The 21,442-nt window shown below is 53.2% G+C and carries 19 protein-coding genes and 1 other annotated feature; all 19 genes read left to right on the top strand.

The window, feature by feature from the left end:
• Positions 1-15: 15 nt before the first annotated feature.
• The 19 genes from ccsA (at position 16) to ACE5KN_RS26965 (ending at position 21,440) form a co-directional block, all read left to right on the top strand.
• Positions 16-843 (top strand): cytochrome c biogenesis protein CcsA, encoded by an 828-nt coding sequence (gene ccsA, locus ACE5KN_RS27055; protein ID WP_375528337.1) that lies wholly within the window; start codon positions 16-18, stop codon positions 841-843.
• Positions 844-849: 6 nt separating this feature from the next.
• Positions 850-1,500, top strand: coding sequence for a precorrin-2 dehydrogenase/sirohydrochlorin ferrochelatase family protein (locus ACE5KN_RS27050; protein WP_375528336.1), 651 nt, complete (start codon positions 850-852; stop codon positions 1,498-1,500).
• A gap of 2 nt (positions 1,501-1,502) precedes the next feature.
• Complete coding sequence (hemC, locus tag ACE5KN_RS27045; RefSeq protein WP_375528335.1) at positions 1,503-2,432, top strand: hydroxymethylbilane synthase; 930 nt, start codon at positions 1,503-1,505, stop codon at positions 2,430-2,432.
• A 4-nt stretch (positions 2,433-2,436) separates the two neighbouring features.
• A complete protein-coding gene (gene cobA, locus ACE5KN_RS27040) occupies positions 2,437-3,978 on the top strand; it encodes a uroporphyrinogen-III C-methyltransferase (protein ID WP_375528334.1) in 1,542 nt (513 codons plus the stop codon).
• A 69-nt stretch (positions 3,979-4,047) separates the two neighbouring features.
• Positions 4,048-5,055 carry a porphobilinogen synthase gene (gene hemB / locus ACE5KN_RS27035; protein ID WP_375528333.1) on the top strand — a complete coding sequence of 336 codons (1,008 nt, stop codon included), beginning with the start codon at positions 4,048-4,050 and terminating at the stop codon, positions 5,053-5,055.
• Position 5,056: 1 nt separating this feature from the next.
• The gene (hemL, locus tag ACE5KN_RS27030; protein WP_375528332.1) at positions 5,057-6,358 is read left to right on the top strand and encodes a glutamate-1-semialdehyde 2,1-aminomutase; all 1,302 of its coding nucleotides are present in this window, start codon (positions 5,057-5,059) and stop codon (positions 6,356-6,358) included.
• Positions 6,355-7,263, top strand: a complete 909-nt coding sequence (locus tag ACE5KN_RS27025; RefSeq protein WP_375528331.1) for an RluA family pseudouridine synthase — start codon at positions 6,355-6,357, stop codon at positions 7,261-7,263. Before hemL ends, ACE5KN_RS27025 begins: the two co-directional genes overlap by 4 nt.
• A gap of 462 nt (positions 7,264-7,725) precedes the next feature.
• Positions 7,726-9,039, top strand: coding sequence for a LysM peptidoglycan-binding domain-containing protein (locus ACE5KN_RS27020; RefSeq protein ID WP_375528330.1), 1,314 nt, complete (start codon positions 7,726-7,728; stop codon positions 9,037-9,039).
• A gap of 279 nt (positions 9,040-9,318) precedes the next feature.
• Positions 9,319-9,578 (top strand) — a binding site (T-box leader).
• Between the two features lie 68 nt (positions 9,579-9,646).
• The gene (locus tag ACE5KN_RS27015) at positions 9,647-12,313 is read left to right on the top strand and encodes a valine--tRNA ligase (protein WP_375528329.1); all 2,667 of its coding nucleotides are present in this window, start codon (positions 9,647-9,649) and stop codon (positions 12,311-12,313) included.
• 31 nt (positions 12,314-12,344) lie between these two features.
• Positions 12,345-13,721: a bifunctional folylpolyglutamate synthase/dihydrofolate synthase gene (locus ACE5KN_RS27010; protein WP_375528353.1), complete on the top strand. Its 1,377-nt coding sequence runs from the start codon at positions 12,345-12,347 to the stop codon at positions 13,719-13,721.
• 4 nt (positions 13,722-13,725) lie between these two features.
• Entirely contained in the window at positions 13,726-15,108 is a 1,383-nt protein-coding gene (gene murC / locus ACE5KN_RS27005) for a UDP-N-acetylmuramate--L-alanine ligase (RefSeq protein WP_375528328.1), read from the top strand.
• Between the two features lie 165 nt (positions 15,109-15,273).
• Entirely contained in the window at positions 15,274-16,389 is a 1,116-nt protein-coding gene (locus tag ACE5KN_RS27000; RefSeq protein WP_375528327.1) for an SPOR domain-containing protein, read from the top strand.
• Positions 16,390-16,509: 120 nt separating this feature from the next.
• Positions 16,510-16,752 carry a DUF4321 domain-containing protein gene (locus tag ACE5KN_RS26995; protein ID WP_375528326.1) on the top strand — a complete coding sequence of 81 codons (243 nt, stop codon included), beginning with the start codon at positions 16,510-16,512 and terminating at the stop codon, positions 16,750-16,752.
• Between the two features lie 23 nt (positions 16,753-16,775).
• Positions 16,776-17,384, top strand: coding sequence for a Maf family protein (locus ACE5KN_RS26990; RefSeq protein ID WP_375528325.1), 609 nt, complete (start codon positions 16,776-16,778; stop codon positions 17,382-17,384).
• A gap of 13 nt (positions 17,385-17,397) precedes the next feature.
• Entirely contained in the window at positions 17,398-18,087 is a 690-nt protein-coding gene (gene radC, locus ACE5KN_RS26985) for a RadC family protein (protein ID WP_375528324.1), read from the top strand.
• 146 nt (positions 18,088-18,233) lie between these two features.
• Positions 18,234-19,268 (top strand): rod shape-determining protein, encoded by a 1,035-nt coding sequence (locus ACE5KN_RS26980; RefSeq protein WP_355321601.1) that lies wholly within the window; start codon positions 18,234-18,236, stop codon positions 19,266-19,268.
• A gap of 16 nt (positions 19,269-19,284) precedes the next feature.
• Entirely contained in the window at positions 19,285-20,148 is an 864-nt protein-coding gene (gene mreC, locus ACE5KN_RS26975; protein ID WP_375528352.1) for a rod shape-determining protein MreC, read from the top strand.
• Positions 20,148-20,678, top strand: a complete 531-nt coding sequence (mreD, locus tag ACE5KN_RS26970; RefSeq protein WP_375528351.1) for a rod shape-determining protein MreD — start codon at positions 20,148-20,150, stop codon at positions 20,676-20,678. The genes mreC and mreD overlap by 1 nt, the downstream gene beginning before the upstream one ends.
• Before the next feature lie 96 nt (positions 20,679-20,774).
• Positions 20,775-21,440, top strand: a complete 666-nt coding sequence (locus ACE5KN_RS26965) for a septum site-determining protein MinC (RefSeq protein ID WP_375528323.1) — start codon at positions 20,775-20,777, stop codon at positions 21,438-21,440.
• Positions 21,441-21,442 lie beyond the last annotated feature (2 nt).

Here is a 21,442-nt window from a genome sequence, read left to right as displayed (position 1 = left end):
GGCAGGTGATCGGCTGTGCTGCCGGGCAGCGGTGTCTATGACGCCTTGATTTATACTTACGCCCTGAGCCTACTGTTCGTATTCTCGGATTGCATTCGACGCAATGCGAGCGCCAAACGGATAGGCACAGGGCTTCTTGTCGTCGTGCTGGTCTTTCAGGTCGTATTTATGGGAATCAGAACCTGGGTTGAGGGGCATCTTCCTTTTCTGATCACCTATGATTTTTTGTTTTTGTTTGCCTTTATCCTTGTCATCATATCCTTGATCATGAGCAGGTATCAGCGTCTGGAATTTACGGTCTTCCTGCTGAATCTGATCGGCTTTAGCGTCATCGTGCTGAACAAGCTGTGGTTTCAGCTGGCCGACAACCCGCTGGCCAGCTGGCAGACGGTGCATGGGCTGCTGATTCTGCATATTGCACTGGCTAACCTGGGCTTTGCGGCTTTGACGGTGGCCGCGGTTTTTTCTTTGATGTATCTGTTTCTCCATCGCAGATTGAAAGCCAAAAAATGGACTGAAACGACACGCAGGCTGCCAAGCCTGGAGGTGCTGGACCGTTATACGCATAAAGCGATGCTTATTGGAGCGCCGCTGCTGGCCGTTTCTGTGCTCATTGCCGTGATATCGATCATTGCCGAGGGAAGATGGGTATTGCTGCTCGATTTGAAGGTGCTGGCTACAGCCGCGTCCATGTGCGTATATGTCATTTATCTGGTCAGCAAGCGTTCCAACCAGCATTCCGGTCTGGTTATGGCCCGATGGGCGCTTGTAGGATATGCTTTTCTGATCATGAATTTTCTTGCGAATTCGTGGTCTGTATTTCATCAATGGACGGGGGAGTGAGAGAGCATGGGACGGTATTTGGTCCCTGTTATGCTGCGGTGTGAGGGGAAAAGCTGCTGTATCGTAGGCGGTGGTCCGGTGTCAGAACGGAAGGCAGCAGGGCTCCTGCACAGCGGCGCCGTGATTACGGTCATCAGTCCCTCTATAACCCACGGCCTGCAGGCCATGCTGGAAAACAATCAGCTCCGCTGGATCAAACGCCCTTATTGCGAGGGGGATCTTCAGGGAGCATTTCTTGTATATGCAGCTACGGATGATCCGGAAGTGAACAAAGCGGTGATGCGTGAAGCGCGCGGCAGGGGTATACTGGTAAATGTGGCAGATCATTCGGAACAGGGAGATTTTATTACGCCAGGTGTGGTCAGGCGGGGCAGACTCGTTTTGAGCGTTTCAACCTCAGGGGCGGGTCCCTCCGTGTCTGCGGCGATCACCTCAAAGCTTGAAGAGATCTTCGGCTTAGAATATGAGGCTTTTTTGGATTTTATGTTTGAAATGAGGAAACGCATCAAAGGCAGAGTGCCTGACCCTGCTGTCCGGGCACGTCTGCTCGGAAGGCTGGCGCACAGCGGTGTATTGGAACAGATCCGCGAGGGCCGGTTCATGGAGTGGACGGAGACTGAGATGGACAGATGGATTGCCGAGAACCAGGAGGAATAGACATGCGAACGATAGTGATAGGCAGCAGACAAAGCGCGCTTGCGCTTAAACAGACCGGTTACGTTATAGATGACCTGAAGGCGCTTTGCGCCCGGCATGGGATCGATATGGACTTTGAAATTCGAAAAATTGTAACGAAAGGCGACCGGATTCTTGACGTAACCCTGTCCAAGGTTGGCGGCAAGGGGCTGTTTGTGAAAGAGATCGAACAGGCGATGCTGGACCGCGAAATCGATATGGCTGTCCACAGTATGAAGGATATGCCTTCCGAACTCCCCGAAGGATTAGTGAACGGCGCCGTGCCGCGCAGAGTCGATCACCGCGATTGCCTGGTATCGAAGTCTGGAAAAGGACTCATGGAGCTTCCGCATGGCTCGAAGGTTGGCACAAGCAGCCTGCGCCGTTCCAGCCAGCTTCAGTCGCTTCGCCCTGACCTGGTTCTTGAGCCGGTGCGCGGCAACATCGACTCCAGGCTCCGCAAGCTGGAGACGGAAGGGTTTGACGCGATCATTCTGGCCGCAGCGGGGCTACATCGGATGGGCTGGCAGGACCGGATTACGGAATACATAGCGGAGGATATCTGCCTGCCTGCGGTCGGGCAGGGGGCGCTTGGTATTGAATGCCGTGGGGATGACCAGGAGCTGCTGAAGCTGCTTTCTTTATATAATGACGAAGCTACTGCAGCTACGGTAGCAGCGGAGCGGCGTTTTCTGGGCGAATTGAACGGAGGCTGTCAGGTTCCTATTGGTGCCCATGCTGTGCTGGAGGAATCCGGGGTCATCCGGCTGACAGGCATGGTTGGCTCCCCGGACGGGACGGTTATTCTTAAAGACACGCTTGCAGGCAAGGATCCGCAGCAGCTGGGAGAGCAGGTTGCGGCAAGCCTGAAAGCCATGGGAGCAGAACAGATTCTGTCAGAAGTAAGGGGATGACGTGATGGCGGGGAAGGTTTATTTAGTGGGGGCAGGACCCGGTGATGCGCGGTTGATTACGGTAAAGGGCTGGCAGTGCATACAGAAGGGCGATGTTGTCGTTTATGACCGTCTCGCCAGCCCGCGGCTGCTGGGGTTGATGAAGCCTGGGGCCGAGAAGATTTATGTCGGCAAGCTTCCGGACCGCCATACCATGAAGCAGGAGGATATCAACCGCCTGCTGGTCGATTTGGCGCTGGAAGGCAAAACGGTCGTTCGCCTCAAGGGCGGCGATCCTACCATTTTCGGCAGAGTCGGTGAGGAAGCGGAACTGCTGAGACAGCATGGCATTCCTTATGAAATCGTACCAGGCATCACTTCTGCCATCAGTGTGCCGGCTTATGCCGGTATCCCGGTTACCCATCGGGACATGGCCTCATCGCTATCGATTATTACCGGGCATGAGAGTCCCGACAAACTGGATCGGAGCATTCATTGGGACAAGGTGACAAATGCGACCGGCACGCTGATTTTCCTGATGGGAGTGGCGAAGATCGGATATATCAGCGAACAGCTCATCAGGCATGGCCGCTCTCCTGAAACGCCGATCGCTCTTATCCGCTGGGGAACTCGCGCCGAGCAGGAGACGCTGGTGGGCACGCTGGCGGATATTGAAGCCAGGGTGCAGGAAGCGGGCTTTGAGCCTCCGGCGGTGATTGTAGTCGGCGAGGTGGTTCGCCAGCGTGAGCAGCTGAAGTGGGCAGAAGACATGCCGCTCTTCGGCAAACGCATTCTTGTTACCCGCGCCCGCAGCCAGGCGAGCTCTCTGGTGCAGCGTATTGAGGATCTGGGCGGAGAGCCGTATGAATTTCCGGTGCTGGAGACGCGCCTGCCGCAGGCGAAAGAACAGTACGGGCAAATACGTGAGGCATTGACCCGTCTGCATGAGTTTGACTGGGTTTTCTTTACGAGCGTAAACGGAGTTGAGTATTTCTTTCAGCATCTGGAGCGGGAAGGGAAGGATATTCGTTCTTTGTATAAGGCGCGCATCTCGGCAGTCGGTCCTGCTACCTATAAGGCGCTTCGCAGCCGCGGTGTGGCGGCTGAACAGCTGACAGGCAATTTTCAGGCTGAAGGGCTGCTGGAGTCGTATGGCCAGGAATTAAAGGCAGGCCAGAAGGTATTGCTGCCGCGCGGCAATCTGGCGCGCGCCTGGCTTCCCGACCAGCTGCGTGAGTTGGGCCTGGAGGTAACCGAAGCGAGCCTGTATGAAACGGTGCCGGCCGATGTGCGGGACGATGAACTGATCTCCCTGCTGGAGCAGGGGGCTGTGCATGCCATTACGTTTACGAGTTCCTCGACCGTCACCTATTTTATCAATGCACTGCGGCAGATGGGCATCGAGAATCCGTCTGATTTGCTGAAAGACGTCATGATAGCCGTCATTGGTCCTGTCACCGGGAAGACGGTGGAAGAAGAAGGGCTGAAGGTCGGGCTCATGGCGGAGGAAGCAACGATAGACAGCCTGGTCAATGCGCTTTGCACCTGGAATAGACGGTCAGAATAAAAAGGCGGAGACAGGAATATGGCTTTCAAATCCGCCTTTGGCCGATATTAAATTGGGGAGTGTATATACATGAGTTTATCTTTTACAAGACATCGCCGTCTTCGCCAATCCGCAGCCATCCGCAGCATGGTACGGGAAACGGTACTGACGCCGGCTGATTTCATTCAGCCAATTTACGTCACTTATGGCGAGGGAGTCAAGCATGAAATCAAATCCATGCCCGGAGTGTACCGCTTCTCGCTCGACATGCTCGAGGAGGAGCTGCAGGAGATCGTGTCGCTGAACATTCCGGCTATTATCCTGTTCGGCATCCCTGAGACGAAGGACAGCGTGGGATCTTCCGCCTATGCGGAGAACGGCATCGTACAGGAAGCCACTCGGCTGATCAAGTCGCGGTATCCGGATTTGGTGGTGGTCGCTGACACGTGCCTGTGCGAGTTCACAGATCACGGCCATTGCGGCATGGTGCATACCTACGAGCGGGACGGGGAACTGTGCGGCGATGTATTGAACGACGAATCGCTGGAGCTGCTAGTGAAAACGGCAGTATCCCAGGCGCAGGCAGGTGCGGATATTATCGCTCCTTCCAATATGATGGACGGCTTTGTGCAGGCGATCCGCGGCGGGCTGGATGAAGCGGGCTTCAGTCACATTCCCATTATGTCCTATTCCGTAAAATACGCGTCAGCCTTTTACGGGCCATTCCGTGAAGCGGCTGATTCCGCTCCACAGTTCGGAGACCGGAAGACTTACCAAATGGACCCTGCCAACGCCCGTGAGGCGCTGCGCGAAGCGGAGTCGGATGTGTTGGAAGGCGCGGACATGCTGATGGTCAAGCCGTCGCTTTCCTACCTTGATGTGATGCGTACCCTCAAGGACCAGTTCGATCTTCCGCTTGTCGCTTACAATGTCAGCGGCGAATATGCGATGGTCAAAGCGGCTGCCCTGAACGGATGGATCGACGAAAAGGCGATGGTGTTGGAAATTCTGACAAGCATGAAACGTGCGGGCGCGGACATGATTATTACGTATTCGGGAAAGGATGCGGCAAAATGGCTGCAGGAGGGGAGACGATAAGATGAGCGAGCAAGCCAAGGTTCAGGCGGACGAGCGGTCACGGACCGCTTTTGAAGAAGCGAAGCAGTATATCCCCGGCGGGGTGAACAGTCCTGTGCGTGCGTTCAAGTCTGTCGGAATTACACCGATCTACATTGAACGTGGAGAAGGCTCCCGTGTTTACGATATTGACGGCAATTCCTTTATCGATTATGTCGGTTCATGGGGACCACTTATTATGGGGCATGCGCATCCTGACGTAATCAGCGCTCTGCAGGAGGCTGTCGTAAAAGGGACGAGCTTTGGCGCTCCGACGCTGATCGAGACGGAAATGGCAAAGCTTGTCTGCGAACGCGTTCCTTCCATCGACATTGTGCGCATGGTGAATTCGGGGACGGAAGCAACCATGAGCGCCATTCGCCTCGCACGCGGGTATACGGGGCGCAGCAAAATTTTGAAATTCGAAGGCTCATATCACGGGCACGCCGACAGCCTGCTGATCAAGGCCGGCTCCGGCGTAGCCACCCTTGGACTTCCGGACAGCCCGGGTGTGCCGGAGGGGGTTGCGAGCAACACGATTACCGTACCGTACAACGACCTGGAGTCTGTTCAGCTTGCCTTCGAGAAATTCGGCGAAGAAATCGCCGCTGTCATCGTGGAGCCCGTGGCCGGCAATATGGGCGTCGTTCCGCCGCAGCCGGGATTCCTGGAAGGACTGCGCAAAGTAACAAAGGAGCACGGCAGCCTGCTCATTTTTGATGAGGTGATGACCGGCTTCCGGGTAGGACTTCACTCAGCACAGGGGCGCTTCGGCGTGACGCCGGATCTGACCTGCCTCGGCAAAGTTATTGGAGGAGGACTTCCTGTGGGAGCGTACGGCGGACGCAGAGATATCATGGAGCAGGTAGCTCCTACCGGTCCGGTGTATCAGGCGGGCACGCTCAGCGGGAACCCGCTGGCCATGACTGCCGGCTACACGACGCTTAAGCTGCTGACACCGGAGGTGTATGACCGGCTTGAACAGCTGGCAGCAAGACTGCAGGCCGGTTTTGAACGCAATGCCAAAGAAACGGGAATCCCTGTAACGATTAACAGGATCGGATCGATGGTGTGCCCGTTCTTCACAGACCGTCAGGTCGTGAACTATGATATGGCGAAGACTAGCAATCTTGATCATTTCCGCCGTTACTTCGCAGGCATGGTCAATCACGGGGTCAGTGTGGCGCCGTCGCAGTATGAAGGCATGTTTGTTTCAGGCGTGCACACCAACGAAGATATTGATGCGACAATTGAAGCAAACTATTATGCTTTAAAGCAGCTATGAGCTGGCGTGGCGACTGGACCAGGAGAGGCGTCTGGCTTGAGGTTGCTCCGGGTAAAGAAGTGACAGGCAGCGAGCAGAAGGAAGAGGCCGCCGACCGGTGGCTGCTGGAGGTGTTCGGCCTGCCGGAGAAGCTGTGGCGAAGAATGCGGCATGAGAAGCAAATCCGGCTGGCCGGGCACCGGCTAAGGCTCGCTCTTTTTCCGGCAAGGGAGCTTGGCATCGAACCAAGGTGGCATGAGCTGACTGTTTTGTATGAGGATGATTTTTGTCTTGTGGTGCACAAGCCGGCCGGCATGGCCGTCCACCCTGACTCCTCCGCTTCCGGCGGGCCCCTTACGCTGAACCATGCCGTGGCGGCTTATTATGAAATGAACGGCATCGAAGCGGCGGTCAGGCATGTGCACCGTCTGGATAATGACACGACAGGTCCCGTATTGTATGCCAAAAATGAATTTGCCCTGCTTAAGCTGGACGAACAGATGAGAGACAAGCAGATCGGGCGCCGTTATGCTGCGATTGTGGCCGGCAGAGTGTCTCCGGAGCTGCACACGATTGATCTGCCGATCGGGAAGGACCGGCATGACAAGCAGCGGAGGCGCGTATCGCCATCCGGCCAGGCGGCTGTAACCCATGTGGAGCTTGGAGAGCATCTGGGTACAGCGAGTCTTGTGTATTTAACGCTTGAGACCGGGCGCACTCACCAAATTCGCGTGCATCTCAGCCATGAAGGGCATCCTCTGCTCGGCGACGTGCTGTACGGGGGGCGCAGAAGCGATTTTGCCAGACAAGCGCTGCATGGGGAGTCGCTGTCTTTCAGGCATCCCTTGACGAAGGAAAGAATTCGGGTCGCCGATCCGTGGCCGGAAGATTTCCAGGTGTTGTATGACCGGCTGAAAAATAAATAACTGCGTTTAATCTCAAAGAAGCATGCTTTCTTAACAGTGCCGGACAGCGCTGGAGGAGAGCGTGCTTTTTCTATTTGCTGATTGCCTGTTTTTAAAGTGCAAGTTCAAAAAGTCAGGTTTTCAGCACCGAAGCTTATGCTTCCGAAGTGCGTTTTTTCAAAACGCTTGAGTTGGATGAAGCTAGGGACTAAGGAGCGGAGCGAACTTGGGGTACGTGAGCACCTGAAATGTTTCCGCAGGAAACATGCTTCGGAAGCATCCGCTTAGGCCCGGCTGAATTCAAGATTCGATGTCGAGTACGCTTCCTGACTTCCTTCGTGATCAAAAGATGACTTTTTGAACTACCTCTTAAATGTAGGCATGCCATCTTTTTTGGCGCATATACATAACCCGAGAAGAGGAGCATGGAGTCTCCGTGCCGCAATAGCGGAAGCGGAAGCTGCCGAAAGGAGGATGCCGTCTATGGATAACCGGTCCTACGGTTTGCGTTTTGATATTTATGAACGTGTCCATTTAACGGAGGATGTTGCAGGGATTGCCGAGCTTGAAGAAATTGAACTGGTTCCGCGCATTCAGGTGGTGACTCAGGAGGAGCATGCCGCACTGCGCGGTCATTTACAGCTGCAAGGCATATACAGGGGAGAGGAAAATGAAATCAGGGAGCTGTACCACCAGATCCCGGTTGAAATCACCATCCCGATGAACCGTGTCACCAGGCTTGAAGATATTTCGATGGAAATAGAAAACTTTGATGTGGATCTGCTGTCCTTGCGGAGCTTGAATATCACGGGTGTATTGACGCTGTACGGGGTTGACGGCACACAGACGGAGGAAGCGCCGGGATGGGGAGATGACAGCTACACGGCTGTTCATACTCCAGCATCGGTGGAGGTGCACGAGGAGCGTACCGAGGAGGAATTTGAGCAGGAACAGCAATATGAGCAGCAGTATCAGCAACAACAGTACTCACAGCAGTACCAGCAGCATTACCAACAACAGCAACAGTACCAACAGCAGTATCAGCAACAGGATGAGCATCAGTCTGAACTGCAGCGGGAGCAAGAGCAGGCCGTCAATGAAGAGCCGATGCAGACATTCTGGAATCCCCCGCCGGACCCAGCGCAGCCGCAGACAGCCGAGGATCATACCCTTGCAGATGTCATTCGCAATGAGGACCAGGAAATTGCGGATTATACCAGCGGCAATCCTGTAGTCTGGGAACTGGAACCTGAGCGGGAAGAAACGGTGAAGGCAGTGGCCCGGGAGCCGGAGTCTGTCCCTGAACAAGAACCTGTTGAAGTGTTCAAGCAAGAAATCCCCGTCGAGGATGAACGTCCGGAAGAGCCGGTTTCTTTTGCGGAACCCTCTGTTACAACGTCATCAGACACATCGGCTGAGGAGAAGAAAGAGCCGAAGGTGGCATTTGGCAGCAAAAAGGAAACGGGGGCTATAGAGGCCGAAGCTGTACCTTTTTCTTCGTTGCTTCCTCAGCGTCCTGCCAGGGAAGCCGAGCTTGCATATGATGAAAGCACGGATCTGTCTATCTCCGGTGAAGGCGATGAACCGCGGACGGAAAACGGAAAATGGAAAACTCTTTTTCAGCATGGATTCCAGGAGGAAAACCAGTTCCGCAAGGTCAGACTGTGCATTGTTCAGCGTGAGGAGACACTGGAAACGATTGCGGAACGGTACGAGCTGAGCGCACGGGAGCTGCAAATGCATAACAGGCTAAGTGAACAGAGTGTAGAAGAAGGCCAGGTATTGTATATTCCATGAATTACCATCGCCTGTCTTTAGGTCAGCCAGAAGTTTCTGGCTGGCCTATTTTTTTGGGGTCAACAGCGGTTATAGGATTGGTTCGTTCCCGGAGCCTCTCACAGCACATGGAGGTATGCTCCCTGGTCAATGGGCCTTTGGAGCAGCACCATGGGTATGCAAAGGGGAGTTCAGGGTTATGCTAAGGAATATATGCAGATTGTGCGCTTCGACGGTTGACTAAGAAGGTCAGGCAAGTTATTATGTGGTATATCAGTTTAGGGAACCATAGAGTTTATATGAGAGACATTGAACGGGAAGAGTAGGCAGTATGTCCTTCAGAGAGCGGAATTGCAGCGCTGGGAGATTCCGCAGGAACCAGCTGGCTGAAGTCGCCCGGGAGTCGCCTGTTTGAACATGCCCATTGCGGGGGCCATTAGTAGAACAAGGCCGGTGAGCGGCCGTTATCCGCATGAGTGTCACAGTCTGTGCCGTGTTCGAGCGGCATATGAGCGTGAAACAAAGGTGGTACCGCGAAAGAACAGCCTTTCGTCCTTTGAGGATGACGGGCTTTTTTTATGTCCAAAAAAATGACCAATACCAAAACCAATCATGGAGGTAAGGGAGCATGACAGAACAAACGAACAAAGCAACCCTGGAAATGCCGACGACGTACGATCCGAAGGCAGCGGAGCAGAAATGGTATAAAACCTGGATTGAGAAAGGATATTTCCGCGCAGGCCGTGTTCCGGAAGCGGAGCCTTTTACAATCGTTATCCCTCCCCCAAACGTAACCGGAATGCTGCATATGGGACATGCGCTGGATTTTACGCTGCAGGATATTATTATCCGGGTGAAGCGGATGCAGGGCTACGACGCACTGTGGCTTCCAGGTGCCGACCATGCCGGCATTGCTACACAGACCAAGGTCGAGCAGAAGCTGCGTGAAGAAGGGATCACCCGCTATGATCTTGGCAGGGAGAAATTCCTGGAAAAAGTATGGGAATGGAAGGACCACTATCTCGATAACATTCATAATCAATGGGAGAAGATGGGCTTTTCTTTGGATTACTCCCGCGAGCGGTTTACCTTGGACGAGGGGCTGTCCAAAGCGGTACGGGCCGTTTTCGTCAAGCTGTATGAAAAGGGTCTGATCTACCGGGGCAAGCGCATTATCAACTGGGACCCGGTTGCCCGCACAGCGCTTTCCGATATTGAGGTGGAACATAAGGAAGTCAACGGCCACCTGTATCATTTGCAGTACCCGTTGAAAGACGGAAGGGGCCATATCACCGTAGCGACTACCCGCCCGGAAACGATGCTCGGGGATACGGCGGTTGCTGTTCATCCCAAAGATGAACGCTATAAAGACATGATTGGCAAAACACTGCTCCTGCCGATCATTGGCCGCGAGATTCCTGTTATTGCCGATGACTACGTAGATAAAGAATTCGGCAGCGGTGCCGTTAAAATTACTCCTGCGCATGATCCGAACGATTTCGAAATGGGACAGCGCCATAACCTGCCTCAGATTACCGTTATGGACGAGGACGGCAAAATGAACGCGGAAGCCGGGAAATATCAGGGTCTTGACCGCAGCGACTGCCGCAAGCAGATCGTAGCGGATCTGAAGGAGCTGGGCGTGCTTATCCGCATTGAAGACCATGTGCATCAGGTAGGGCACAGCGAGCGGACCAACGCGGTTGTCGAGCCGTATCTGTCCACGCAATGGTTCGTTAAAATGCAGCCGCTGGCCGATACGGCCATTGCATCGCAAAAAAGCGGAAAGGGCGTCAACTTTATTCCGGACCGTTTTGAAAAAATTTATATGCACTGGATTGAAAATGTACGTGACTGGTGTATTTCACGCCAGCTGTGGTGGGGACACCGCATTCCGGCATGGTATGACGAGGATACCGGCGAAGTGATTGTATCCGCTGAGGACCCAACCACTCTGCCTGAGTATGCAGGCAGAAACCTCAAACAGGATGAGGATGTGCTCGATACCTGGTTCAGCTCAGCCCTGTGGCCATTTTCCACGCTGGGCTGGCCTGAGCAGACGGAAGACCTGCAGCGCTACTATCCTACCAATGTGCTGGTAACTGGCTATGATATTATCGGCTTCTGGGTATCCCGTATGATATTCACGGCCCTTGAATTTACGGGAGAGATTCCTTTCAAGGATGTCCTCATCCACGGGCTGATCCGTGCCGCTGACGGCCGCAAAATGTCCAAATCACTCGGCAACGGGGTCGACCCGCTTGAAGTGATCGACAACTATGGCGCCGATGCCATGCGTTACATGGTAGCTACGGGCAGCACACCGGGACAGGATCTCCGTTTCCGCGAGGAACGTGTCGAACAAGCGCGGAATTTCGCGAACAAAATTTGGAACGCTTCCCGCTTTGCCCTGATGAACCTGGATGGATTTACCGCTTCCGATATCGATATCACAGGTGAGCTTAGCACGGCGGACCGCTGGATTCTTCATCGTCTGAACGAAACTTCGCGTGATATCACGCGTCTAATAGATGCCTATGAATTTGGCGAAACAGGTCGATTGCTGTATAACTTCATCTGGGACGATCTTTGCGACTGGTACATTGAGTTTGCCAAGCTGTCCCTCTATGGCGAAGATGCTGCTGCCAAGAAGAAGACGCAGTCCGTGCTTTCCTACGTGCTGGACCGCACGCTTCGCATGATCCATCCGTTCATGCCTTTCATTTCTGAGGAAATCTGGCAGCATTTGCCGCATGAAGGGGAGACGATCACGCTTGCTTCATGGCCGGTCTATGACCCTGCATTTGAAAACAGCGGGGCTGTAGCGGAAATGAACCTGCTGATGGATGTTATCCGGGCTGTACGCAATATCCGTGCGGAAGTCAACGTACCCATGAGCAAAAAAGTAGAGCTTCTGATCAAAGCGGGCGATCAGTCGTATCTTGATATCCTGACCCGCAACAGCGACTATGTGCGCCGCTTCTGCAACACGTCTGAGTTCGAGGCCGGGCTGGACATCACTGTGCCGGAAAAGGCGATGACGGCTGTAGTTACAGGTGCCGAGCTGTACCTTCCGCTGGCAGGGCTGCTGGATATTGACCAGGAAATCGCCAGACTTGAGAAGGAGCTGCAGCATCTGAACAGTGAAGTGCAGCGGGTGGAGAAGAAGCTGGCCAATGAAGGCTTCGTGGCGAAAGCGCCTGCCAAGGTCATTGAGGAGGAACGTGCGAAGCAGGCTGACTACACGGAAAAACGCGATAAGGTGATTGCCCGGATTCAAGAGCTTAAGGGCTAATATGAAATCTATCGACATGAAGGTGAAGAAGATGCCGGATTTGCCCGGGGCCGCTGCCGCGGCTCCCTTACAAACATACAATGAAGCGGTGGAATGGATTAACGGACTGATTCCTTTCGGGATTCGGCCGGGTTTGGAACGGATTGAACGTCTGATGACCCTGCTGGGCGAGCCGCACCGCCATCTGAAATTTGTGCATATCGCGGGGACGAACGGAAAGGGCTCAACCTGCGCCATGCTGACGTCGGTTCTGCTGCAGTCCGGGTATGATGTAGGGACGTTTACGTCCCCTTATATCACCAAATTTACGAACCGTTTTCAATTTAACGGCGAGGATATTCCGGAGGAAACACTGCTTGAACTGGCTAACCGTCTTCATCCCCTGGTTGAGGAGATTGCGGCGACAGAGCTGGGTTCGCCTACAATGTTCGAGGTGTCGACAGCCCTTGCGATCCTCTATTACGCCACCGTTGCTTTTCCCGATGTTGTGGTATGGGAGACCGGCCTTGGGGGAAGGATGGATGTTACCAATATCGTAACTCCGATCGTGTCGGTCATCACGAATGTCGGATACGATCACACCGATATTCTGGGAGATACGCTGGAACAGATCGCGGCGGAGAAAGCGGGCATTATCAAGCCCGGTGTGCCTGTAGTCAGCTGTGTAACCCAGCCTGAGGCGGCGGAGGTTATCAGAAAGACCGCGGCGGATAAGCGGGCATCGCTATATCTGGTCAATGAGCAGTTTGCCTATGAGCCCTCCGGCGGAGATGAGAACGGACAAACTTTTGTCTTCCGGGGGCCTTTCAGGGAACTGCAAATCAGCATCGGACTGCTTGGTGAGCACCAGTGCGCCAATGCTGCGGGAGCCATGATGACGCTGGAAGTGATGCGCCAGTATTTGGCGTTTGTCCTGGATGACGAGGATTTGCTGGCCGGATTCAGGAATGCCCGCTGGGCAGGCCGTCTGGAGCAAGTGTCCGGCAATCCGCGGATCGTCATTGACGGTGCGCATAATCCTGAAGGGGCGGAGTCGCTTGCCAAGAGCCTGTCATCAATCTATCGTTACCGGAAACTGATTTTAATGATGGGCATGCTTGCAAACAAGCATCACGAAGCATACTTGAAGCATATACTGCCACTAGTGGATACGCTTATCCTGACCGAACCCGATTTCCGTCGCAAAATGGATGCAGCCGAAATGGCAGGGATCGTGGAGAAGCTCCGGCCGTCCTATGCTAAAGAACATGTGGAAGTCATCGTGGAACAGGACTGGAGAAAGGCTCTGGCGCTGCTGAAGTCCCGCACGGAAGCGGAGGATCTGGGGGTAGTCTCTGGCACATTGTATTTGATATCCGATGTGCGCGCGGCCCTTTTGCATCAAAGCGATTCGGAAAAAGGTTGGTGAGATCTTGTTAAATACTACGGAACATGTACATTTTATCGGTATCGGCGGTTACGGGATGAGTGCCATTGCACGCGTTATGCTGGAAATGGGCTATACTGTAACGGGATCGGATGTGGCTTCACAGGAATTGACGGAAAAACTGGCGGCAAAGGGTGCCAAAATATATATCGGCCATACGGCGGAGCATGTTCGGGGGGCGGACCTGGTCGTTTATTCCACGGCTTTGTCCAAGGACAATGTGGAACGTGTGACGGCAGAGCAGCTGAATATTCCTACATTGCACCGTTCGCAAATGCTGGCAAGGCTGCTGAATGAACGCAAAGGGGTAGCAGTAGCCGGCGCGCACGGCAAAACAACAACCTCGTCCATGACCGCCCTCGTGATGGAGAAATGTGGGGCTGACCCTACATACATCATCGGTGGGGAAATTATGAATGTGGGGACGAATGCCAAGGCAGGCGAAGGTGAATGCGTGGTTGCGGAAGCGGATGAGAGCGACGGTTCATTTCTGCAGTATCACCCATGGATCGGTATCGTAACCAACATTGAGGCGGATCACCTTGAGAATTACGATGGGGATTTTAACCGTTTGAAGAGCGCGTATGTTCAGTTTTTGAACCAGGTCCGGCCGGATGGTACGGCGGTCATTTGTGCCGATGACCAGAATATTCAGGAGATTCTCCCCAAGCTGTCCTGCAAAGTGACAACCTTCGGAATTGATCAGCCTGCGGATTATACGGCATCGGATATTCAACTGGGGGATCGCCAGTCTTCGTATACCCTGAACAAGGGCGGTGTTCCTTTGGGCGTAATCCGTTTGGCCGTTCCGGGTAAACACAATATTTACAACTCCATGGCCACGGTCATTGCATGCATGGAGGCGGGGCTGGAATTTGATAAAATTGCTGCGGCCATTTTTGAATTCAGCGGTGCCAAACGCCGCTTCCAGGTGCTTGGGGAGACGAACGGCATTCTGGTGATCGACGATTATGCCCACCACCCTACGGAAATTGAAGCCACCATCAGCGCTGCCAAGGCGACCGGGAAGCGGATTATTGCGGTATTCCAGCCTCAACGCTACACGCGGACCTTCTTTTTGCTGGATGCCTTCAGCCGTGCCTTCAGTGAAGCGGATGAAGTTGTTATTACGGACATCTATTCGCCTGCGGGTGAACAGGAGATTGAAGGAGTGCATTCCTCCAAGCTCGTCGAATTGATCGTCCAGAACAGCAACGCCAACACGGCATATGTTCCGACCAAAGAAGCCGTTATCGAACGGCTCAGCGAGCGCCTTCAACCCGGAGACCTTGTCCTTACCATGGGGGCGGGGGATATCTGGAAGGCCGGTGCGGCCCTTGCGCGCAAATTGAAGGAAAAGAACGCCTGATCTATAGAACGGGGATGTCTCACGAGTAATTCTTCTGCGGAGGGATGAGAGACATCCCCGTTTTTTCTTATCTGCAAGACATTTTTGGAAAAGCCCCTGCATAAAGGCCGTTCCTTCTTCATACACCTGAAATATAGGCAGTAAGGGACAAGGGGAGTGTGCGGAGTGAACAAGGCGAAAATGACATTCCGGTTCGATCAGGAAGGCAGAGAAGTCAACCAAGGCCTCAATGAGGAACGAAAACCTCCTCATGCGGAACGATCCGTTTCCGATGATGTTCCTTCCGAGGCGTCCCGGACATTCTCTGCAAGCAGCAGCGAGCAGCGGAAGCCGGCCGATGCCGTAGAAGATTACTATTTTGCTGAGGAATGGCAGGATCCGTTTGGCACCTCCGCGGCGTCATGGTCCGCACCGGGGTATTGGAATACAGGAGCGGGGACCGTCCCCTCCCCTCCTCCGAAGCGCAGCGGCGCCTCTGGCTGGAAGCTGTTCGGGTCCGTGGCCAGCGCGCTCATGACCGGGGGACTCTTTGGATATATTGTTCTGTATTTGTTTCAGTCGCCGGGCAATGTGGATGCTCCTTCCCTGCCTGTATGGTCCCAGACGGCAGAAGGGAACGGAGCGCAAGCGAACGGAGCCGCATCCGTTTCCTTAATCACGGCGGATATTCCTGCACAAAGCTTCTATATGCTGCAATATGGGGTGTTCAGTACGGCGGAGGGAGCCGAGCAGGCCAAGTCGGAGCTGCTGCAGGCGGGAACGGCCGCGGGAACGGACCCTTCGGACAGCTATCGTGTATATGCCGGAATATCGACGGACAGGGAGGAGGCCAAGCTGCTGGGCAGCCGCCTGCAGGGCAGCGGAATCGATCTATACGTGCGGGAGCTGCAGCTGCCCTCTCTCGACCAGGCATTTTATAACGGCAGCGGAGATACGCTGCTTTCCTATTTCACCACGAGCACCGAGCTCATCCAGCAGCTATGTCATGTGTCCGCCTCCATGCTGAGCGATGAGCAGCTTCAGTCCGTGCCTCAATCGGACATGGCGACGTTGAGCAAGCTTCATCAGCAGTGGATGCAGGAACTTTCGGCATTAACGCAGGGTCTCCCACCGGAAGGGAAAACGCTGTCTTCCGGACTCGACAAGTCCATGAACGGAGCCATAACGGCTCTTTCCGAATTCAATAAAAACAGCTCAAAAGGGCATCTGTGGGAGATTCAATCCATGATGATGGAGTATGTCCGCCTGCAGAAGCAGCTGCTTGAATTCCTGAAACAATAAGCATTCGCCAGCCATCCGGCAGGGAACTGGAAATAGTTCCCCCTGCCGGATTTCTGTTTGTATTGAAAAGAAAATCACCGTATAATATGAGGGTGTCAAAAAATGGCGAGGTAGGTCAAGATGAAGAAGAATGCGGGAATGTTTACATTGTTCATATTACTTGGCTGGCTTGTTGGAGCATGGATTGCCAAGGCTCTGCAGTCTGTCAGCGTATTGGCCTTTCTTACCAAAGCCACCAGCATATCCTGGTCCCCCAAGGCTGACCTGGATATTATAAGCTATAACATAACCATTCAATTGCAGATGAGCCTGCTGAGCCTGATCGGCATCATTGCCGCTGTCTGGCTGTACCGCAGGCTCTAATTACTGAAAAAGGAGCCTTACTCTTGGAAGAGACACGAACGCCCAAGCTTATCCTGGCATCGACCTCTCCGCGGAGAAGGGAACTGCTTGCTTCCTTGCAGCTTCCGTTTGAGGTACTGCCAAGCCATGCCGATGAATCCGTACAGGCGGGCTTGAGTCCTGAGAAGATTGTGGAGACACTGGCCTTGCGCAAGGCCGGGGCTGTTGTGCAGACGGTCAGGGAGCAGTATGACAACGCTTTGATCATCGGCAGCGATACAATTGTGGTATTGGACGGTGAAATATTGGGAAAACCGGTCGACGAAACGGATGCGGTGAGAATGATCACTTCGCTTCAGGGCAGAATGCACCGGGTATTTACGGGAGTGGCTTGCATACATACAGGGACCGGCGAGCAGAACGTCGGCTACCGGGAAACTTCCGTGACCATGAAACCGCTTGATGCAAAGACGATTGCCGCATATGTCCAGACAGGAGAGCCTGCCGACAAAGCGGGCGCGTATGCCATTCAGGGGCTCGGCGCTACATTGATCGAAGGTATTCAGGGTTGTTATTTTAATGTGGTGGGGCTGCCGCTTTCGTTGCTCTCGGACATGCTGTCCGGCTTCGGAATCAGCGTGCTGCGCCCGTAAAGGGGAAGAAATAATGGAGTCGCAAACGTTCATGCTTCGCGACATCCCCCATGAGGACAGACCACGAGAACGAATGCTTCAGTATGGGCCGGAAGCCGTAAGCAATGCTGAACTGCTGGCTATTTTACTGCGTACGGGAACCCGCAGCGAATCTGCGCTGCATGTGGCCCACAGGGTTCTTCAGACCGCTGGCAGCCTGCGTCAGCTTGTAGATCTGAGTGTATCGGAGTTTACGCAAATCAAGGGGATCGGCTTGGCCAAGGCGATCCAGCTAAAGGCAGGCATGGAGCTGGGACGGAGGCTTGTTCTGGCGCGCCATATGGAATCGCCTGTCATCAAAAGTCCGCGTGATGTGTCCGACATGTTGTCCGAGCAGCTTCGCTATTTGCAGAAGGAGCATTTTGTATGCCTCTTTTTGAATACGAAAAACCATGTTATTGCCCGGGAAACGTTGTCCATCGGCAGCCTGAATGCGGCTGTGGTGCACCCCAGGGAAGTATTCAGGGCCGCCATCAAGTGCAGCAGCGCTTCCATCATATGCGCCCACAATCACCCGAGCGGTGATCCGACACCAAGCACCGAAGATATCCAGCTCACCCGCCGTTTGGTTGAAGCAGGGAATATCGTTGGGATTGACGTACTGGATCACATTATCATCGGTGACGGGAAATATGTAAGTTTGAAGGAGCAGGGGCTTATATAATATAATGTGTTGAGGATTTTGTTGAAATCCGGCGAATTTGGCGAATTTATGGTTTGTTTGTTTTTTTAAATTGATGATGACAATGATGGCCGTACGGCGTGACACAGCAAAAGAGAATTTCAGGGAATAGTAAAGGAGATTACAGCATGTTTGGTGGATTTACTAAAGATTTGGGAATCGATCTGGGGACAGCGAATACACTGGTATATGTACGCGGCAGAGGCATTGTGGTAAGAGAGCCGTCGGTGGTTGCGCTTCGTACGGACACAAAGAGCATTGAAGCGGTAGGTGAATCCGCCAAGAAGATGATCGGCCGGACACCGGGGAATATCCGTGCCATCCGCCCCATGAAGGACGGTGTTATTGCGGATTTCGACACGACCGCTACGATGATCAAGTATTTTATCCGCCAGGCTCAGAAACAGCGCTCATTCTTCCCGCGCCACCCCAATGTTATGGTATGCGTGCCTTCCGGCATTACCGCAGTGGAACAGCGTGCGGTCGAGGACGCTACCAAGCAGGCCGGCGCCCGCGAAGCTTATACGATTGAGGAGCCGTTCGCGGCAGCCATCGGTGCGGATCTCCCTGTATGGGAGCCGACAGGCAGCATGGTTGTGGATATCGGCGGAGGAACGACCGAGGTAGCTGTCATCTCTCTCGGGGGTATTGTAACAAGCCGCTCTGTACGTGTTGCAGGGGATGAAATGGACGAATCCATCATTCAATATATTAAACGCCAGTATAATCTGATGATCGGTGAGCGTACTTCGGAGCAGCTCAAAATGGAAATCGGCTCGGCAATGCCGCTGGAGCAGGTGGAAACGATGGAAATCCGCGGCCGCGACCTCGTTACCGGCTTGCCGAAAACCATTACGATTACATCAGATGAGATTAGTGAAGCGCTGTCCGACACCGTGAATGCAATCGTTGATGCGGTAAAAGTTACACTTGAGAAATGTCCTCCTGAACTCGCTGCTGACATTATGGACAGAGGGATTGTGCTGACAGGCGGAGGAGCGCTGCTGCGCAATCTAGACAAACTGCTTGCCGACGAAACGGGAATGCCGGTCATTGTTGCCGAGAATCCACTGGATTGCGTAGCGATCGGTACGGGCAAAGCGCTGGAAAACATTCATCTGTTCAAATCGCGCAGCAGCTCAGCAGTCCGCTCCAAACGTTGAGACGGGGGTGTAACAACTGTTTAAGCTGCTAAGCAACAAACGGCTTTTCGTATTGTTAATCGGAATCGTGTTGTTCATAGCCTTGATGGGACTTACGCTTGCACAGAGGCAATCCCTTTCCTGGCCCGAGAAATTTGTGAGAGATACGACCGGTTTTGTACAGAGTATTTTTTACAAGCCCGCTGCATTTATAGCGGGCTTCTTTGAAGATATCGGCAATATGAAGGCAATCTATGAGGAAAATGAGCAACTGAAGTTAACTGCAGCCCAGTATCAAACGGATAAGGTCCGCTTCAGCGGCATGGAGGAGGAGAACAAGCGGCTCCAGGAGGCCCTGAACTTTACGAAGACTCAGCTTGATAAGTACAACTATGAGAACCGGATTGCGCAGGTCATAAGTGTGAGCAGTGATCCGACAGATAAAACACTGGTCATCGATATCGGCTCTAAAGACGGGGTCAAGCCGGGGATGGCGGTCAGATCCATAGATGGACTTGTGGGAACCATCAGCAATACAAGCAATTTCAGCTCGACAGTCAAACTTTTGACATCCTTGGACGCAAAAGACCCAACCTCCAATGCCATTGCAGTTACGGTTGTGGGTAAAGAAGACTCCTTTGGTGTGTTGGAGAACTACAATCCGGTAAACGGGACCTTTGAAATGACCAAGATCGGGGAGGAAGATCCGATCAAAAAGGGTGATCAGGTCATGACCTCCGGCACCGGTGGCAAGTTTCCGAAATATTTGCTTGTTGGGAAAGTAAAGGATATTCGGGTGAGTGAATTCGGCCAGACGCGAACGGCTATTATTGAGCCTGCAGCAAACTTTGTGGACTGGAAGGAACTGTTTGTTGTGTTTACTCCTGAGGTACAGGAATGATGGTGAGACGCGGACAAATTCTGATTCTGCTGCTGTTTGCTTTGTTCATTGCAGAGGACACAATTCTTCCCTGGCTTATTCCGGATGCCTGGCAGTTCCGATTTTCACCGAATCTTACCTTTGTCGTCATCCTTTTTGTAGCGGTTTATTACAGCAGGCATACCGCCCTGGTGCTGGGTTTGGTATTCGGAATGCTGCATGATATCATTTTTTACGGCTCCATGATCGGGGCTTACTCTTTTGCCATGGGGCTGTCCGCTTATGTGATGGGACTTGTTTTCCATTCACCGCGCGCGTTGATGCCGGTTATGATGAGTGTTGTTCTGCTGGGAAGCCTGCTGCTTGACTCCATCATCTTCAGCATTTATCAGCTTTTTCAGCTGAACCATCAGTCTTTTGACTGGGCGCTTGTGGAATATATGGTTCCTGACTTGTTTTTGCACTTTGTGTTTGCGCTTATTATTTACGTTCCTATACGAAAACAGCTTGAACGGCTCCAAAAACGGGTGAAAAAGGAAGAAATTGCCTGAAACTGTCCATTCGGGCCGTGCAAGGATGATTTTTCCGCGGTTTAGCAGGATTTTGGCGTTCCGACACGAAATGATTGGGATAGGAGGTACAGGCTAATGGCAGTAAAATCGAATCTTGTTACGATTAAAGGAATCAAAGACGGCCTGGTATTCCTGCTGGACGATCAGTGTGAATTTGAGGAACTGCTCGAAGAACTGCGCTATAAACTGGAACATACCCACCAAAATATTTTGACCGGACCGATCGTGCACGTGGATATTAAGCTGGGAAGCCGCGAAATAGGCAGCGAGCAGAATGAGCTTCTGCTTGATACATTAAAGCAAAAAGGAAATTTGCTCATTCGTTCCGTCGAACCGCCTGTACATAAACCTGATCCTGAGGAGAAAAAAGAAAGCATTCATACGATAACGGGAATGGTCCGGTCGGGACAGGTGCTTCATCATGACGGAAATCTGCTTTTTCTGGGAGATGTCAATCCCGGCGGAGCGATAACTTGTACAGGTGATATATTTATTCTGGGCGCATTGCGCGGAATAGCTCATGCGGGTAATGAAGGCAACAGGAACGCCATTATAGCCGCTTCCTACTTCTCACCGACACAGCTCCGGATATCCGATGTGATCAGCCGCCCTCCGGACGAATGGGAAACACGCGAGGCCGGTATAGAATTTGCGTATCTGCATGAGGGCATCATGCAGATCGACAAGATGAGCAATATAGGCCGACTTCGCCGGGAATTTAATGTGTTTAAAGGAGTGTAGCA

It is taken from the genome of Paenibacillus terreus, from assembly GCF_042138595.1.
GTDB classification, from domain to species: Bacteria; Bacillota; Bacilli; order Paenibacillales; family Paenibacillaceae; genus Paenibacillus; species Paenibacillus terreus.
Note: the sequence above shows the minus strand (reverse complement) of the source record. Positions and strands in the feature narration are given on the sequence as shown.

Coding starts and splice junctions, on each gene's coding strand:
- radC (WP_375528324.1), top strand. CDS start 17,398: ATGGAGTCGCAAACGTTCATGCTTCGCGACATCCCCCATGAGGACAGA.
- hemL (WP_375528332.1), top strand. CDS start 5,057: ATGAGCGAGCAAGCCAAGGTTCAGGCGGACGAGCGGTCACGGACCGCT.
- hemC (WP_375528335.1), top strand. CDS start 1,503: ATGCGAACGATAGTGATAGGCAGCAGACAAAGCGCGCTTGCGCTTAAA.
- ACE5KN_RS27015 (WP_375528329.1), top strand. CDS start 9,647: ATGACAGAACAAACGAACAAAGCAACCCTGGAAATGCCGACGACGTAC.
- mreD (WP_375528351.1), top strand. CDS start 20,148: ATGGTGAGACGCGGACAAATTCTGATTCTGCTGCTGTTTGCTTTGTTC.
- ACE5KN_RS26995 (WP_375528326.1), top strand. CDS start 16,510: ATGAAGAAGAATGCGGGAATGTTTACATTGTTCATATTACTTGGCTGG.
- ACE5KN_RS27025 (WP_375528331.1), top strand. CDS start 6,355: ATGAGCTGGCGTGGCGACTGGACCAGGAGAGGCGTCTGGCTTGAGGTT.
- hemB (WP_375528333.1), top strand. CDS start 4,048: ATGAGTTTATCTTTTACAAGACATCGCCGTCTTCGCCAATCCGCAGCC.
- ACE5KN_RS27050 (WP_375528336.1), top strand. CDS start 850: ATGGGACGGTATTTGGTCCCTGTTATGCTGCGGTGTGAGGGGAAAAGC.
- ACE5KN_RS27010 (WP_375528353.1), top strand. CDS start 12,345: ATGCCGGATTTGCCCGGGGCCGCTGCCGCGGCTCCCTTACAAACATAC.
- cobA (WP_375528334.1), top strand. CDS start 2,437: ATGGCGGGGAAGGTTTATTTAGTGGGGGCAGGACCCGGTGATGCGCGG.
- ACE5KN_RS26965 (WP_375528323.1), top strand. CDS start 20,775: ATGGCAGTAAAATCGAATCTTGTTACGATTAAAGGAATCAAAGACGGC.
- ACE5KN_RS26980 (WP_355321601.1), top strand. CDS start 18,234: ATGTTTGGTGGATTTACTAAAGATTTGGGAATCGATCTGGGGACAGCG.
- ACE5KN_RS27020 (WP_375528330.1), top strand. CDS start 7,726: ATGGATAACCGGTCCTACGGTTTGCGTTTTGATATTTATGAACGTGTC.